The organism is Mycobacterium kyogaense, assembly GCF_036946525.1.
In the GTDB taxonomy this organism is placed as follows: domain Bacteria; phylum Actinomycetota; class Actinomycetes; order Mycobacteriales; family Mycobacteriaceae; genus Mycobacterium; species Mycobacterium kyogaense_A.
Genome location: NZ_JAQIIY010000022.1, coordinates 1 through 16,367, shown reverse-complemented (window position 1 = coordinate 16,367; position 16,367 = coordinate 1). Strand labels below are relative to the sequence as shown.

Annotated in this window: 13 protein-coding genes and 2 pseudogenes; 6 read left to right on the top strand and 9 right to left on the bottom strand. The window is 67.1% G+C overall.

Going from position 1 to position 16,367, the window contains the following annotated elements; translation table 11 throughout:
- Positions 1-5 precede the first annotated feature (5 nt).
- Positions 6-902, top strand: a complete 897-nt coding sequence (locus PGN37_RS18800) for an IclR family transcriptional regulator (protein WP_335332519.1) — start codon at positions 6-8, stop codon at positions 900-902.
- Here the strand turns inward: PGN37_RS18800 and PGN37_RS18795 are convergent.
- From PGN37_RS18795 to PGN37_RS18775, 5 genes are all read right to left on the bottom strand, one after another.
- On the bottom strand, positions 899-2,974 hold the full coding sequence (locus PGN37_RS18795) for a RecQ family ATP-dependent DNA helicase (RefSeq protein ID WP_335332518.1): 2,076 nt from the start codon (positions 2,972-2,974) through the stop codon (positions 899-901). The genes PGN37_RS18800 and PGN37_RS18795 overlap by 4 nt on opposite strands.
- 94 nt (positions 2,975-3,068) lie before the next feature.
- Entirely contained in the window at positions 3,069-3,554 is a 486-nt protein-coding gene (locus tag PGN37_RS18790; protein WP_335332517.1) for a heme-binding protein, read from the bottom strand.
- Between the two features lie 227 nt (positions 3,555-3,781).
- On the bottom strand, positions 3,782-4,828 hold the full coding sequence (gene dmpG, locus PGN37_RS18785) for a 4-hydroxy-2-oxovalerate aldolase (RefSeq protein WP_335332516.1): 1,047 nt from the start codon (positions 4,826-4,828) through the stop codon (positions 3,782-3,784).
- A complete protein-coding gene (locus PGN37_RS18780; protein WP_335332515.1) occupies positions 4,825-5,745 on the bottom strand; it encodes an acetaldehyde dehydrogenase (acetylating) in 921 nt (306 codons plus the stop codon). Before PGN37_RS18780 ends, dmpG begins: the two co-directional genes overlap by 4 nt.
- An 8-nt stretch (positions 5,746-5,753) precedes the next feature.
- The gene (locus tag PGN37_RS18775) at positions 5,754-6,539 is read right to left on the bottom strand and encodes a 2-keto-4-pentenoate hydratase (RefSeq protein ID WP_335332514.1); all 786 of its coding nucleotides are present in this window, start codon (positions 6,537-6,539) and stop codon (positions 5,754-5,756) included.
- Positions 6,540-6,608: 69 nt separating this feature from the next.
- On the opposite strand from PGN37_RS18775, the pseudogene kstD reads away from it, so the two are divergent.
- A pseudogene (gene kstD, locus PGN37_RS18770) lies at positions 6,609-8,292 on the top strand (3-oxosteroid 1-dehydrogenase).
- A gap of 6 nt (positions 8,293-8,298) precedes the next feature.
- Complete coding sequence (locus tag PGN37_RS18765; protein ID WP_335332513.1) at positions 8,299-9,159, top strand: MaoC/PaaZ C-terminal domain-containing protein; 861 nt, start codon at positions 8,299-8,301, stop codon at positions 9,157-9,159.
- Between the two features lie 3 nt (positions 9,160-9,162).
- On the opposite strand, the gene PGN37_RS18760 is transcribed toward PGN37_RS18765, so the two are convergent.
- Both PGN37_RS18760 and PGN37_RS18755 read right to left on the bottom strand, forming a co-directional pair.
- The gene (locus PGN37_RS18760) at positions 9,163-9,633 is read right to left on the bottom strand and encodes a hypothetical protein (protein ID WP_335332512.1); all 471 of its coding nucleotides are present in this window, start codon (positions 9,631-9,633) and stop codon (positions 9,163-9,165) included.
- 111 nt (positions 9,634-9,744) lie between these two features.
- Positions 9,745-11,028 carry a hypothetical protein gene (locus PGN37_RS18755; RefSeq protein WP_335332511.1) on the bottom strand — a complete coding sequence of 428 codons (1,284 nt, stop codon included), beginning with the start codon at positions 11,026-11,028 and terminating at the stop codon, positions 9,745-9,747.
- 270 nt (positions 11,029-11,298) lie between these two features.
- Here PGN37_RS18755 and PGN37_RS18750 point away from each other — a divergent pair, with 270 nt between their 5' ends.
- Positions 11,299-12,216: an MPT63 family protein gene (locus PGN37_RS18750; RefSeq protein ID WP_335332510.1), complete on the top strand. Its 918-nt coding sequence runs from the start codon at positions 11,299-11,301 to the stop codon at positions 12,214-12,216.
- A 28-nt stretch (positions 12,217-12,244) separates the two neighbouring features.
- On the opposite strand, the gene PGN37_RS18745 is transcribed toward PGN37_RS18750, so the two are convergent.
- Positions 12,245-12,952, bottom strand: a complete 708-nt coding sequence (locus tag PGN37_RS18745; protein WP_335332509.1) for a hypothetical protein — start codon at positions 12,950-12,952, stop codon at positions 12,245-12,247.
- A 77-nt stretch (positions 12,953-13,029) separates the two neighbouring features.
- A complete protein-coding gene (locus PGN37_RS18740; RefSeq protein WP_335332508.1) occupies positions 13,030-14,394 on the bottom strand; it encodes a hypothetical protein in 1,365 nt (454 codons plus the stop codon).
- 424 nt (positions 14,395-14,818) lie between these two features.
- On the opposite strand from PGN37_RS18740, the gene PGN37_RS18735 reads away from it, so the two are divergent.
- On the top strand, positions 14,819-15,790 hold the full coding sequence (locus tag PGN37_RS18735; RefSeq protein ID WP_335332507.1) for a hypothetical protein: 972 nt from the start codon (positions 14,819-14,821) through the stop codon (positions 15,788-15,790).
- 92 nt (positions 15,791-15,882) lie between these two features.
- A pseudogene (locus PGN37_RS18730) lies at positions 15,883-16,367 on the top strand (hypothetical protein); the annotation flags it as partial.

Genomic DNA, 16,367 nt, shown 5'->3' with positions numbered 1-16,367 from the left:
TGGGGGTGCCGCCGACCGCCCGCCGCGTATCTCCGCCGACCGATCGGGTCGTCGCGATCCTCGAATTCCTGGGGTCACGACCGACTGAACGCTTCGGTGTCTCGGAACTGGCGCGTCGCCTCGGCCTGAGCAAGCCCACCTGCCTGGGCATCGCCACCTCGCTCACCGAGGCCGGCTACCTGGTACGCGACGACACCGACAAGACCTACCGGTTGGGACCGGCGTTGATCACGCTCGGTCACCGCGCGCAGGAGGCGATGCGGGTCAGCCCGGCCGCACGCGACGAACTGCGCCGCATGTCGACGCGGTTCGGCGTCACGGCCGCGCTCTCGGCGGTGGTCGATGATCGCATCACGGTGCTCGACCTGGTCAGTCCGCCCGGCGCGCACCCGGGTGTCGAGGTGGGACAGAGCTATCCGTTCGCGCCGCCGGTCGGACTGATGTTCGTGCTGTGGGACGACCTCGCCGCGCAGGCCTGGCTCGCCAAGGAGCCGACGATCCCGCTGCGCACCGACACCCAGCGGTTGCATCGGGTGATCACCGCGTGCCGCGCGGACGGCTACCTGGTCGAGCGGCAGACCCCCGCCGGTCGGCGCCTCTACGCGCTGATGGCCGGCATGTCGGCCACGCTGCCCGGCGAATTGCGGGCCCTGCTCGGCGAATTGGTCTCCGACATCGGCGAGCGGGTGTCACTGCGCGAGGACAGGCGAACGGGCACCCGTCACGACATCAGCGTGATCTCCGCGCCCGTGTTCGATCAGCATCAGCGTCAGGCGATGGTGGCATCGATGCACATCGGCACGGCGCTGAGCGAGCGGGAGATCGGCGAACGGGCGCGGGCGGTGGTCGCCGCCGCGGATGCGGTGACCGGCCAGCTCGGCGGCGTCCGCCTCCGCCCCTAGGACGTTGCGGCAAGCGCGAACGGCAGCACGTCGGACGCCCCCGCGGCCCGCACGACGCGAGCCGCCATCGTCATCGTCCACCCGGTGTCGGTGCGGTCGTCGACGAGCAGCACCGGCCCCTCGGGGAGTGCGTCGGGTGGCGTCCATGCGCCGGTCAGTGCGGCGACGCGGTACGCGGAGTTGGCAGCGCTGACGGCTCGATGATCGGGGGCGTAGCGCAGGGTGCCGAGATCGGCGAGCCGCCCCAGTTCGGCCAGCCGGGCGCGCAGCGAGGAGATGAGCAGCGGGTGGGTGGTCGAGTCGAGCGCCATCACCGCGGTCGGCCGCGCCGCCCAGTCCCACGACGCGAGCACCTTGACCGCTGCGCCCACCACGTCGTCGGGCACCTCGGCGTCGGGTCCGTCGATTAGCGCACGAAGCCGTGCGCCCCAGCCCAGATCGGTGAGCCGTCCGACCACGCGGCCGGGCGACGGTCCGTCGGTGATCCGACCCGAGAGGTCGATACCCAGCTTGGCGAGGCCCGTCGGCCACTGCTTGCGCGGCGCCAGCTCGACCCCGGGACGCATCAGCGCGGCGCGGGTCTGCTCGGCGTCTGAGGCTGCGACGTCGCCGCTGACGCGCTCACCGGTGCAGTTGTCGCAGCGTCCGCAGCGTTCGTCGGGGTTCAGCGTCGGATCGTCGAGTTGGCCGCGCAGAAACGCCATTCGGCAGCGCTCGGTCACCTGGTAGTCGAGCATGGCCTGCTGTTCTCGGCGGCGCGCCTCGTCGAGCGTCCGGTAGCGCTGTTCGTCGTACTCCCAGGGCTCCCCGGTTCCGATCCAGCCGCCTTTGACCCTGCGAACCGCACCGTCGACGTCGAGCACCTTGAGCACCATCTCCAGCCGGGAGCGGTTCAAGTCGACGAGCGGCTCCAGCGCCGCCGTCGACAGTGGTCGTTCCCCGTCCAGCTCACGAATCACCTTGCGCACCAACTGCTCCGGCGGGAAGGCCAGGGACCCGAAGTACCGCCAGATGTCGGCGTCCTCGTGGCCGGGCAGCAGGATCACCTCGGCACGCTCGGTGGCGCGGCCGGCGCGGCCGACCTGCTGGTAGTACGCGATCGGCGACGATGGCGCACCGAGGTGCACCACGAACCCCAGATCGGGCTTGTCGAATCCCATGCCCAGCGCCGACGTGGCGATCAGCGCCTTCACCCGGTTGGCCAGCAGATCCGCCTCGAGCTGCTCCCGCTCGGCCGCCTCGGTAGAGCCCGTGTACGCCGCGACCTGATACCCGCGCTCTCGCAACAGTGCGGCGACGTCGTGCGCCTGGGCCACGGTCAGCGTGTAGACGATGCCGGAGCCGGGGAGCTCACCGAGGTGGGCGGTGAGCCACGCCGCACGCTGCGCGGGGTTGCCGGCAGCGACGACAGACAGGCGTAGCGACTCCCGGTCCAGTCCGCCGCGCAGGACGAGCGTGTCGCGGCCCCCGACACCCAGCTGAGCGGCGACGTCGGCCACCACCCGGTCGTTGGCGGTGGCTGTCGTCGCGAGCACGGGGACATCGCTGCCGAGGTCGGCGAGAAGTGTCCGGATACGCCGGTAGTCGGGCCGGAAGTCGTGGCCCCAGTCGGAGACGCAGTGCGCCTCGTCGACGACGACGAGGCCTGCGTCGCGCGCGAGCTCCGGCAGAACCGCATCGCGGAAGTCGGGGTTGTTCAGCCGCTCTGGACTGACGAGCAGGACGTCGAGGTCGCCCTCGCGAACCCTGGCATGAATGCCGTCCCAGTCGGTCATGTTGCTGGAGTTGATGGTCGCGGCGCGCACTCCCGCCTTCTCGGCGGACCCGACCTGGTTGCGCATCAGCGCCAGCAGCGGCGAGACGATCACCGTGGCGCCGAGACCGCTGCGCCGCAGCAGGGTGGCCGCGATGAAATAGACGGCCGACTTGCCCCAGCCCGTGCGTTGCACCACCAACGCCCGGCGGCGGTCTACGACCAGCGCTTCGATTGCGGTCCACTGGTCATCACGCAGCGCAGCGCCCCGCCCGGCCAACTGCTCGAGGATCGCCTGGGCCTGTTCTCGGGTCGCCATGGTCCCCATCGTGCCGAACGTGTGCGACAACCCCGAAAAGCACTCACCGTGCCTGCGGATGCAGGCACGGTGAGTGTCGGGATCAGTGGGCCGATCAGGTGGTCGGCATCTCCGGGGTTGCAGGCATCGGTGCCTCACCCTCGGGCGCCGGGGTCACCGGAACCTCGGGAGCCTGCTCAGATGCGCTCCACACCGCCTGAGCCACCGGCGTCGGCGCCAGCTTCACACCGCAGCGATCAGACAGCGCGCTCACGGGCTCGTGGATCGCCTTGAGCTGGTCCTCGACCTGGGGATTCTCGGCGAAGTACGCCATGTAGGCCTGGGTGGCCTGCGGCTGCGGCTCCGCCGCTATCTTCGTCAGGGCCTCGTTGGCCTGGGGGTTAGCCGTCAGGTACGCACCCTCGGATGCGGCCGCGGTGCTGACCGTGCCAGCCACGGTGCTCGCCGTGCAGTCTTGTCCCGGCCCGGGCGCAGGCTGCGCGTTGGCCACTGGGGCGATGATCGCCGCCGAGCCGAAGGCGAGCAGGCCGCCGGCGAACATGCCGAACAGTCCACGGCGAACGGTGTTAGCGGTAGTCACTGGTAATCACTCCTTGCAATTGGTCAAGCTCTGCGATCAAACGGTCGCACCCCAATTGCTAGCCGGTCCCTCGCGATGCCAAACACGCCGCATCGTGGTCCAGCTCACACAGAGCGCCGTCGGCACAGGTCAGACCCGCGTCGCGGCACGCCAAAAAAAATCCTCGAGTGCACGCTTTCTGACGGTCGGACTCGCGTTCTGCGTCAGAAACCGTGCATTCGGCGCGGCTACTGTGCCGCCGCGTCCATCTCGCGTTTGATCTCCAGCGCGATGTCGATCAGCTGGTCCTCCTGGCCGCCGATCAGCTTGCGCTGCCCGGCCCGGTGCAACAGCTTGTGCGCCGGCACGCCGTAGCGCTCGGACTGGCGGATCGCGTGCTTGAGGAAGCTCGAATAGACGCCCGAGTAGCCCATGATCAACGCATTGCGGTCCAGCAAACACTCGGCCGGCATCGCCGGGGCGACGACCTCTTCAGCCGCGTCGGCGATGTCGAAGAAATCGATACCGGTCTTGACGCCGATCTTGTCGAACACCCCGATCAACGCCTCCACCGGCGCGTTGCCGGCCCCGGCGCCGAAGCGTCGGCACGAACCGTCGATCTGCTTGGCCCCGGCACGGACCGCCTCGATCGAATTCGCCACGCCCAGGCCGAGGTTCTCGTGTCCGTGGAAACCCACCTGCGCGTCATCGCCGAGTTCGGCGACCAACGCCGCCACCCGCTCTGCCACGCCTTCGAGCACCAGAGCGCCGGCCGAGTCTACGACGTAGACGCACTGGCAGCCCGCATCAGCCATGATGCGGGCCTGCTTGGCCAGCTTGTCCGGAGAGATGGTGTGGCTCATCATCAGGAACCCGACCGTCTCCAGACCGAGCTCACGCGCGAGCCCGAAATGCTGGATCGACACATCAGCCTCGGTGCAGTGCGTGGCGATCCGGCAGATCGACCCACCGTTGTTCTGCGCCTCTTTGATGTCTTCCTTGGTGCCGACGCCGGGCAGCATCAGGAACGCGATCTTGGATTCCTTGGCCGTCTCTGCGGCCAGCTTGATCAACTCCTGCTCAGGCGTTTTCGAGAACCCGTAGTTGAAGCTCGACCCGCCCAGCCCGTCACCATGGGTGACCTCGATGACCGGCACCCCGGCCGTGTCCAGTGCCGCGACGATCGCACCCACTTCGTCTTTCGTGAACTGATGCCGCTTGTGATGCGACCCGTCCCGCAGCGACGTGTCGGTCATCCGCACGTCCCACATCGGGTCGAAGTAGATGCCGCTCATGCGTGACCTCCTGTCGTCGCGGCCAGAACCTCTTTGGCGATCTCTTCGCCGACTTTCGTCGCCGCGGCGGTCATGATGTCCAGATTTCCCGCATACGGGGGGAGGTAGTCCCCCGCACCCTCGACCTCGATGAACGTGGTGACGACGTGGGTGCCGCCGTTGACCACCGACGGCTCGTCGAACTGCGGCTCGTTGAGCAGCCGGTAGCCGGGCACATAGGTCTGCACTTCGGCCACCACGTCCTTGATCGACTGCGTGATCGCGGCGTGGTCGGCGTCGTCGGGAATGGCACAGAAGATGGTGTCGCGCATGATCATCGGCGGATCGGCGGGATTGAGGATGATGATCGCCTTACCGCGCTGCGCACCGCCGATGTTCGCCACGCCGGCGCTGGTGGTCTTGGTGAACTCGTCGATGTTGGCCCGGGTGCCGGGTCCCGCCGACGCCGAGGACACCGACGCGACGATCTCCGCGTACGGAACGCCGACCACCCGGCTCACGGCGTAGACGATCGGGATGGTCGCCTGGCCGCCGCAGGTCACCATGTTCACGTTCGGAGCGTCGAGGTGCTCGCGCAGGTTCGCCGGCGGGATCACCCCCGGCCCGACCGCCGCCGGAGTCAGATCGATCGCACGGATACCCGCTTCGGCATACCGCGGCGCCGCATCCCGATGCACATAGGCGCTGGTCGCCTCGAACACCATGTCGGGCATCTCATCTCGCGCGAGCAACCAGTCCACCCCCTCGTGGGAGGTTTCCAACCCGAGCTTGCGGGCCCGCGCCAGACCCTCGCTGTCCGGGTCGATGCCGATCATCCACCGCGGCTCGAGCCACTCCGACCGCAGAAGCTTGTACAACAGATCGGTGCTGATGTTGCCCGACCCGACGATCGCCACGGTTGCCTTGTTGCCAGCCATCAGGGCTCCTATTCGAAATCCAGTCGTACCGAACCCAATCCGGAAAAATCTGCGACGAAGTGGCTGCCCGGGGGCGCGTCGATCGCGCGGGTGCACGAACCGGGCAGCACGATGTCGCCGGCCTTCAGGCGGACGCCGAAGCTCTCCACCTTGCGAGCCAGCCATGCGACTGCGGTGACGGGGTTGCCCAGCACCGCATCGCTACGCCCTTCGGCGACCACCTCGCCGTTGTTGGTCAGCACCGCGTCGATGGCCCTGATGTCCACATCCTTGGGCGAGACCCGGGCCTCGCCCAGCACCCACCCCGCCGACGACGCGTTGTCGGCGATCGTGTCGCACAACTTGATCTGCCAGTTGGTGATCCGCGTGTCGATCAACTCGATCGCGGGCGCGAATGCGGCGGTCGCGGCCAGCACGTCGTCCTCGGTGCAGCCGGCGCCGGGCAGGTCGTCGGAGAGGATGAAGCCCACCTCGACCTCGACGCGCGGGTACAGGAAGCGGGCCGACTCGACGGGCCGGTCCTCGAAGACCTCCATGCCGTCGAGCAGATGCCCGTAGTCCGGCTCGTCGACGTTCATCATCTTCTGCATGGCCTCCGAAGAGAGCCCCACCTTGTGCCCGATCACTCGCGCGCCGTCGGCGACCTTCGACCGGATGTTGATCAGCTGGATCTCGTAGGCGTCGACGACGTCGATGTCGGCATGGGCGTCGGTGAGCGGCGAGATGGGCTGACGCGTGCGCTCGGCTTCGGCCAGGTCGGCGGCGAGCTTTTCGCGCACCTGCGCGGGCAACATGTGAATTCCCCTCGTTTCGTCCACCGGCACAGTTGTTAGTCGGCCGGGCAATTCTATAACGTGTTCTACATGACCGAGCACGAGTATGACGTCGTCGTGGTGGGCAGCGGCGCCGCGGGTATGGTCGCCGCCCTCACGGCCGCTCATCAGGGCCTCTCGACGATAGTCGTCGAGAAGGCCCCGCACTATGGCGGTTCGACCGCACGCTCGGGCGGTGGAGTGTGGATTCCGAACAACGAAGTCCTCGAGCGCGACGGGGTCAGCGACACCCGCGACGCGGCACGCACCTACCTGCACTCGATCATCGGTGACGTGGTGCCGGCGGAGAAGATCGACACCTACCTCGACCGCGGTCCCGAGATGCTGTCCTTCGTGATCCAGCACTCGCCGCTGAAGCTGTGCTGGGTGCCGAACTACTCCGACTACTAACCCCGAGGCGCCGGGCGGAAAGTCGACCGGCCGCTCGGTCGAGCCCAAACCGTTCGACGCGAAGAAGCTGGGTCCAGACATGTCGGGCCTGGAACCGCCGTACGGCAAGGTGCCGCTGAACGTGGTGGTGATGCAGCAGGACTACGTCCGACTCAACCAGCTCAAGCGCCATCCCCGCGGGGTGCTGCGCAGCGTGAAGATCGGCGCGCGCACCATGTGGGCGCAGGCCACCGGCAAGAACCTGGTCGGGATGGGCCGCGCATTGATCGCGCCGCTGCGCATCGGTCTGCAGAAGGCCGGGGTGCCGGTGCAGCTCAACACCGCGATGACCGACCTGCACGTCGAAGGCGGCGTGGTTCGCGGAATCTATGTCCGTGACACCGCCGCACCCGAGAGTGCCGAGCCGACGCTGATCCGGGCCCGACGCGGGGTGATCCTGGGCAGCGGCGGATTCGAGCACAACGAGCAGATGCGGGTGAAGTACCAGCGGGCACCCATCACCACCGAATGGACCGTGGGCGCGGTGGCCAACACCGGCGACGGCATTCTCGCCGCCGAAAAACTGGGCGCTGCACTGGATGTCATGGAAGACGCCTGGTGGGGTCCCACTGTTCCACTGCAGGGCGCCCCGTGGTTCGCGCTGTCCGAGCGCAACTCCCCCGGCTCGATCATCGTCAACATGAACGGCAAGCGGTTCATGAACGAGTCGATGCCGTACGTCGAAGCGTGCCACCACATGTACGGCGGGCAGTACGGTCAGGGCCAGGGCCCCGGCGAGAACATCCCGGCCTGGCTCGTCTTCGACCAGCAGTACCGCGACCGTTACATCTTCGCCGGTCTACAACCGGGACAACGGATTCCGAAGAAGTGGATGGAGTCCGGGGTGATCGTGAAGGCGGACACGCTCGACGAGTTGGCCGCCAAGACCGGCCTTCCGGTCGATGCCCTGACCGCGACCGTCCAGCGTTTCAACGGATTCGCCCGCACGGGCGTGGACGAGGATTTCAAGCGCGGCGAAAGCGCGTACGACCGCTACTACGGCGATCCCACCAACAAGCCGAATCCCAACCTCGGCGAGATCAGCCACGCCCCGTTCTACGCCGCCAAGATGGTCCCCGGCGATCTGGGCACCAAGGGCGGCATCGTCACCGACATCTATGGGCGAGCCCTGCGCGATGACGGCTCGATCATCGACGGTCTCTACGCGGCGGGCAACGTCAGCGCCCCGGTGATGGGCCACACCTACCCCGGCCCCGGCGGCACGATCGGCCCCGCGATGACGTTCGGATACCTCGCGGCGCGCCACCTGGCCGGCAAGGAGTAGCCCATCATGCCCATCAATCTCGACGAGGCGATCGGCGCCGAACTCCCCCGGGTCGAATTCTCCTGGACCAGTAGCGATGTGCAGCTGTACCACCTCGGTCTCGGCGCGGGTGCCGACCCCATGGATTCCCGCGAGCTGCGCTACCTGACCGACGGCACGCCACAGGTCCTGCCGACTTTCGGCAACGTCGCGCAGAGCTTCCACATGACCGAACCGCCCGCGGTGAAGTTCCCCGGCATCGACATCGAACTGTCGAGGGTGCTGCACGCCAGCGAGGCAGTGACCGTGCCCGGACCCATCCCTGCGTCGGGAACGGCCACCGCCGTCACCCGCTTCACCGATATCTGGGACAAGGGCAAGGCCGCGGTGATCTGGTCGGAGACCGAGGTCAAAGACGGCGACGGAACGCTGCTGTGGACGCAGAAGCGGTCGATCTTCGCCCGCGGCGAAGGTGGCTTCGGCGGCGATCGTGGCCCGTCGGGATCGTCGGAGGCACCCGATGGCGCACCCGATGTCGAATTGACACTGCCCACATCGCCGCAGCAGGCGCTGCTCTACCGGATGTGCGGCGACCGCAATCCACTGCATTCGGACCCGGAATTCGCTGCAGCAGCAGGCTTTCCGCGGCCCATTCTGCACGGACTGTGTACCTACGGCATGACGTGCAAGGCGCTGGTCGACAACCTCCTCGACGGCGACGTCGCCGCGCTGAAGTCCTACGGTGCGCGGATGGCGGGTGTCGTGTTTCCCGGCGAGACGTTGAAAGTCAACGTGTGGAAGGACGCCGGAATCTACCGCGCCACCGTCACCGCACCAGAGCGCGATGGCGCCGTGACGCTTGCCGGCGTGGAGTTCGTGCCCGCCTGATCGCTAGCGGCACAACTCGTCGATCTTGGTTGCACTGTCCTGCGCGCTCTGTTGACGCTGAGTCTGGGTGGGGTCGTCACCTGGGGCGCCGGCGAGTTGACCCATGCCGATGTAGGTCAGGTCGTTGGCGAACGACCGCACCGCGTCTGCCAAGTCGCCGGGCACCGCAGGATTGAGTCGAGACAAGAGGAACTCGCCGCCGCCGAGCGTGGCGAGCCGAGCATTCGCGGCCACTGCCTGCCTGGCCACTTTGTCGGTGCCCAGATCCGCGTTCGTCTGGAGCGACACCGCGTTGCGCACCGTGGTGAACGCCTGGCAGATCTCGGTCTTCGAGTCACCGCTCGACGAGGCGCCTGCGGCGTTCGCACTGTCTGTCGGCGACGGACGCAACAGGCCCCACGCGGCGAGAGCTAGGGCGATCACGGCGACGACGAGCGCGGCCGGAGCCAGCCACGTCGGTTTGGTGTCAGACATGGCAGCGATGATAGCCCATGCGAATCGTCTTGATTCGCAGACACTTTCAAGATCCGCACACTGCGACACGGGCGCCGACTGTGCGTCGACGCCCGTGTCTGCGTGCTGGTACTAGCCGTTGCTGGGTGCAGGCGGAGTGCTGCCGGTGCCCTTGGCGCCGTCGTCACCCGACTTTCCGAAGTAGCCGCCCTGGCCGCCCGTGCCGCCGTTGCCGCCGGTGCCCTTCCCGCTGGCGGACGTGCCGTTGCCGCCCTTGCCGCCGTCGCCGCCGTCGCCCAGGGCGCTACGGACAGCGGAGTCGCTGTCGCTGGTCGTGGCGTCGCCGCCGGACCCGCCCTTGCCGCCGGTCGCGTCGCCCTTGTCGGACGTGGCGTTGCCACCGGCGCCGCCACCGCCGGCCTGACCGCTCTTGGTGTCGCCGCCGGCACCGCCGGTGCCGCCGAAGCTGTCGGCGTCGCTGCCGGTGGTGCCCGTCGCGTCGCCGCCCTTTCCGCCGGTGCCGCCCGTGCCCAGCTCGGAGCGACCGCCCGAACCGCCGGCGCCGCCGACGGCGATCTCGCCGTTACCGGCAGTGGTGTCCTTGCCGGAGCTCGTGGCGTTGCCGCCGTTGCCGCCGTTGCCCGCGGTCGCATTGCCGACCGCACCGCTTGCGCCGCCTGCACCGCCCCTACCGCCCTGCGCGGAGCCGTTCAACGACGTGCCGTCGCCGCCGTTTCCACCGTTTCCGCCCTTGCCGCCGAAGCGGCCGCCGGCGCCACCGGCTCCGCCGTTGCCGCCGACTGCGTTGTTGACGGCCGACTCGTCCACAGTGGTGGTGGCCGGGTTGTCGTCGACGTTGGCCGAATTGTTCACGACGCTGACGCCGTTTCCGCCGTTGCCGCCGTTGCCCATGAACCGGCCGCCGGTACCGCCGGCACCCCCGGCGCCGCCGTTCACGCCGGCCTTGCCGTTACCACCGTTACCGCCGTTGCCGAACAGCCTGCCCGCATCACCTCCGGAGCCGCCGTTGGCCCCGTCACCGCCGTTACCGCCGAGCAGGCCCGCGTTGCCGCCGTTGCAGGCATCGCCGGTGCAGTCCGCGGCAGCGTCTGCGCCGTCGCCGTAGAGCCAACCGCCGGCACCGATCATCGGACGCAGCGCGGGCTTCGCAGCGGCGGGGACGTCGGCAGCGTCGACCTTCTTGTGGTTGTTCCCGCCGAGCTGCTGCCACCACAGCACGTCCTCGTCGTTGACCAGCTGCACCTGATGCGTCACCGGCGCCGGCGCGGCGTCGTAGTCCAGCATCAGCGTGCCGATGCCGGCCATCGCGGCACTGGTGACGCCTGCCGTGACCCCGGCCGCCAGATAGGTGCGCACAGACATCGAGCGTGCGCCGCTCTTGGAATGCTTGCCCATGAAAGAAGGTCCCCTTGTTCGTGATCGATATCCCCGTCAGCCGGGGACACTAGTCCTTCTGGCTGTCAGTGAGACGGAAACCCGCAATTTGCTGCCGGTGGTCGTGTCGGCATGTCGGACACGCAGGCTGACAGCAGCCCAGTTCCGCTGTCCGCAAAGGCCGAAGCCATCTCGTCGAACAAATTGGTGCACTGGGGTGGTACGGGGAACTGTTAGGTTGCTCAGGGGTAAAACTTGCTGCTCGCCAATGAACGTCGGGAGGACATTCCAGTGAAAATCAAGCCCGCAGTGATCGCTGCCGCCGCAGCGACTGCGCTCGGCGTGTTCGGTGCACCGATCGCGTCCGCCGACGCCGAGGTCCAGTACCTCGGGCAGCCCGGTGAACTCGTCAACGGCAGCGTCGTGCAGCACTGGACGATCACCGGTCTCAAGCCCAGCAGCGACGCGATCCCGTATCAGCCCGCAGGCACGCTGTGGGAGGCCACCGCCACCGATGAGGCGATCGCCGGGTCGGTGACACCGGTCGTGTCCAATCTCAATGCGCGCGCCCGCAACGGCGAGACCTACCGGGTGCTGTTCACCGTGGCCACTCCGCAGGGCGTGAATCCGTCGACGTTGGCGCAAGGCGAGAAGACCAGCGGGAAAATCTACTTCGACGTGACGGGCGAGAAGCCCGACAGCGTCTTCTATTCCGATGGCGGCCCTGACCAGCTGTTGCTGTGGGTGGAACCACCGCCGCCGCCTGCGCCCTCGACGGGCGGCTACCGCGGCCCCGCATCGTCTGGCTCCTCATCGTCTGGCTCCGCGTCCTCGGGCGCCGCCGAGAACGAGGCCCCGGAGACCGCCCCGACGTCGACGACTCCGACCCCGGGCGCCGCACCTGCCTCGGCCACCGAAACCCCGACTCCGGTTCCGGCGGGCAGCGCGGGCACGCCGCTGCCGCAGGGGAGCTCGGGAACGCCGCTGCCGGCCGGCAGCGCAGGCACTCCGGTTCCGGCCGATGCGGCGCCGGCGAGCCCCGCCCCGGTGCCCGCGGCGGTCAGCCCGGCCCCGGCCCCGGCGCCGGCCGCGGTCAGCCCGGCTCCGCAAGGCAGTTCCGGCACCCCGCTTCCGGCGGGTAGCAGTGGCACTCCCGCCGCAGTGCAGAGCCCGGCCACGACCACCGTCGTGGTGCCGCCCCCGGCGTAACGGTTGTAATGCCTGGTGGGTCGTTCCGTTAGGAGTGGGATGCCCACCAGGTGTACAGCTGCACCATGTTCGGGCCTGTCGGTCCGGACTGAACCTGGCTGACCAACAGGTCGGCGTCGGTACTCCAGCCGACCGTCGGTTTGCTCTGCTGGAACCCGCACACCAGTGTTCCCGCGGTTTGCTGCGGCGTGGCGTTGCGACGCCACGCCCCGGGCGACTGGATGTTGCCCGGGCAATCGACGACCGACGACGTGCTGACGATGTTGTCGAACAGGTCTTTCGCGGCTGCCTTGTCGGCGGCAAGCGTGTACGTGGCGCTCAGCGGGCCGCCCGGATCGGCGTTCTGCCCGCAGCTGACCTGCGCCAGCGCGCCTTGTGCGGGAACCACGGTCTCGCAGGAGTCAGGGGCATAGCCCGGTGGCAGCATGCCCAACAACCGCGCCTGAGCCTGCTCCGGGCTCTCCGTCGTCGAGGTGGGTGCGGAGTCGCCGCCCGAGGAGGCCCCGTCGGACGACGAAGGCCAGAACAGCCATGCGAGAACGCCAAGGGCGAGCACCGCGACGGTAGCGACCGCGATCAGAAGAATCGGCCGGTTGTCACGGCGGACCGGCCGGGGATTCACCGACAGCGGCGCATCGAATCGACGATCCGCCAGAGCCTCCGATGACGACCGCGGGCTGCGCGCGGGCAGCGGCCCGGTGTCCTCGTCATCGGGATCCGGCTCGTGAGGACTCATGCTGCCCAGGCTAGTGCGTGCTGGACCTCGATTGCATCAGGCTGTCGCGCACGAACTCATGCGGCGTCAACCTCGAGTTATGAGCTGCGCGAACCCCCGTCGGCCCCATCGCTGCGACTCGCAGAATCATTGCTGCCGTCCGCTTCTCGTCCTCCGGTTGGGCCGTCGCCACCACCCCCTGCAGTGCCTTCACCAGTTCCCGTCGATTCGGAGGCACTGTTCGACGGTGAACTGTCTTGTCCACCCTGCGGTTCGTTGCCGTGGGACTCGATGTTGTCGCCCGCGTTCACCTCACCGGGGTCCGGCATCGTCCCCGACACGTCGTCTACGACGGCGTCTTGAGTCGAGTCAGTCGGCTCAGGCGTCGATATCTCCGATGGTGCAACAGTTTCTGGCCCAGCCGACATCGTGGGCGCGGAGAACGTTTCAGGAGCGGTCACCGCAGTCGTCGGCGCGAACGTCTCAGGCGCAATCGTCACCGGCGCCGGCGATGTTGTCGGAGCCGGCTCTGTTGTCGGAACCGCCTCCAATGTCGCTTCGATCACCTGAGGCGCCGCAACGGTCGTCAGCATCGGCGTAGCAGCTACAGGATCAATCGCACGCATGACGCTGGCTGTGATGGCATCAGCGACTATCGAGACTCCGGGCTCGACGTTGACGAATCCGACAGGCGTTGCCGCAGGTACCGTCGCAGGCGCGGCCGCAGCCATTGGCACGGAGGAGTCGCTGCGGACGTAGCGCATGTCCACGCTGACGGTCGGCCTACCGTTGACCGCGATCTGCACCTGGTAGGGCGTCGCGGGAGCAGACGTCAGTGCGATCTTGCCCATCTCCGTTGTGATTCTGGGGAGGTCAACGGTTCCCAGGGAAGCGGCGTCGAGCAGCCGACCCAAGACCCTCATTTCCGGAAGACCGAGCACAGCAGCCAGTGCGGAATCGGGCAGCGCCAGTAACGCGCGAAGTTTGTCCACCAGTGCCGAGACGTCTCTGTCGCCGAACCTAGACGTCAAGAGGATGAGCAACGCCTGCAGCTTGGCTTTGACCGGCGCTTCACCAAGAGCGCCGAAAAGTTGTGGGTTGGCTGCTATTTGCGGACCCGGCGCCATCCCCACCCTCGCGCCCGCGAACGTCTTGAACTCCACCGACTCGGCGCTCACCGCACTGCGGACATCGATCGGTCCGGCGGTCTCGACACCTCGCTTCGGTGAATCTTCCTCAGCTGCTGCAACTCTCGCCATGTCAGGAAGTGGGACGTAGATCCCGGACGGCACCGTCGACGGGATGAGGGCCCACGTCTGGATCGCGATGCCCGAGACGAGGAACAGCAGGAAGCCACGTCGAGCTCCTGCGGACATGTGATCGCCGACGAGTTCCGGATGGTCGACGATCTTTCGAATAGCCACCCACGGAGCCGATTTGCGAACATGCGGCGTCTCGCTCACAGGCCACCCTCCTCGATGTTGGGTCGGTAGGCCAAACCGCATTAGCGGAGTGTCCGGAGTCTTATCGGATAGTGGAACAGTGATGTGGTAGCTCAGGGCATCCCGCAGACAGGATCGCTGTGCAGCTAGCGTAAAACTTTGCCAGACAGGGTGTCAATAACGCGTCGGGTCAGACCGGATAAGAAGTCAGACAGACGACACCCCGTCCAACAATTCAATTACGGAGACCAGGCGGGTGGTCGGGGTTGGCGTCGCTCCGCAGGCAGGTTCGAGCATGTCGGTCTATCACGAATCTTCGTGCCTAAGAGATCTACTCGTAGATCTAGATCGCTATACGGCTCAGGTACGTCGGCGCCTAGGAAGGAACTAGTTCCTAGCCGAGAAGCATGAATCTCGACGCTTGCACCAGCGTGGATCTGGCAGATTGATTGTCGAACGAGAACACTCAGCTGCTTCACTGTCTTCATTGCTGAAACAGACGAACGGTGCCGACGACTTCAGCGCCTTCTGCCGGACCGCCATTCTCACGCCGTGCTGGCGGAAAGTCTCGCGGTACCACCCAGGTGTCTGCGACCATCCAGTGACGGTCATGTTGGCACCCGACAGAAGGGCGTTGATGACGACACCACTCGCCTCGTCGGTGAATCACCGGGACACGCTCACCGCGGTGACGGTTCGTATCGCGTGCGGAACGCTTCTGTGTTTCCTGTTGTGCACGTGCGCATCCCCGACCGCGCACTCTGACCTCTACCAGGACTACAGCACGGCGGCGGACGGTGACCATCCTGCGGTGTTCGACTCCGGGCAGACCGCGATTCTCACCTACACGCCCAACGACTCGGCCCGCCCCACCATTCATGGGGGAAGGTCGATCATCGACTACAACGGCCCAGGCCGCGGAGCCGGGTATGCCACCGCACGGTTGGGCGCCACCGCCTCCTATATCGACGCTGACTGGAATTTCGGCTCGGGTGGAACCGCCAGTGGCGCGCTGGCTCTGGGCTTGTACGCAACCGCCATCCCGTCTGGCTACCTGGGCGACACACTCACACCTGACAGTCCAGCGCATGTCGTGTTTCTCGATGATCACTTCGAGTACGGCGTGTGGCAGAACCATGTTCTGACGGTCATCGCAAATGTGCCATACGGGCGCCGCTTCACCACCGAGACTCAGCACGTTGCCGTCTATGTCGACAAGACAGCGGGCCACGCGTGGGTATTGGGACCGACCGGCGCCGTCTACGGTCCGTTCGCGCATCCTCAGATCAAGGATGTGGCTGCTCCGTACGTGACGGTCGAGCAGTTCTACGGCAACGCCAGTACCGATACTCGTGTGGAGATCCAGCGATGGCGCGCATCGTCAGATCCTGTCAATCCACCGATGCCGAGTCGGTGAAGTAGATTGCGCACGAACGTAAATCATCCGACGACCGCACAGATGGGGCGAAGCGCAGTACGGTCGCTGCCCTCCCATGTAGGTTGACCTCTGTGGGGTGGACACTGACGGATTTCGCTGCGCTTGACGCGAATCAGCGAAAGGCGTGGTCTGACGTCCGCGATAGTAATCCGGCGCTCGATAGCCCGTACTTTCATCCGGCGTTCGCAGGCGCGGTGCACGAGATGTTCGGCGACGTGCTGGTGGCGGTGCACGACGGTCATATCTGGTTCCCGATGCAGGTGCACAAGCGGCGCGCACGGCCGGTCGGCTGGCCAGGAGCCGACTTTCAAGGGCCGGTGGCAGCGCCGGACGTTCCGGTGGATCTTCCCGAATTGGTACGCACCACAGGCTTGCACGCGCTGACCTTCGACCATTTCTCAGAACCACGCGGTGAATTCGCGCCGTGGGTCGACGGGTATTTGGAAGCACCCTTCATCGACGTCGCCGGTGGTCTCGACGGCTATGCGGGCCGGATCAGCAAGGCAAGTCGGGACAAGCTGTCACGAGTGCGTCGGATGACCAACAAGGCAACACG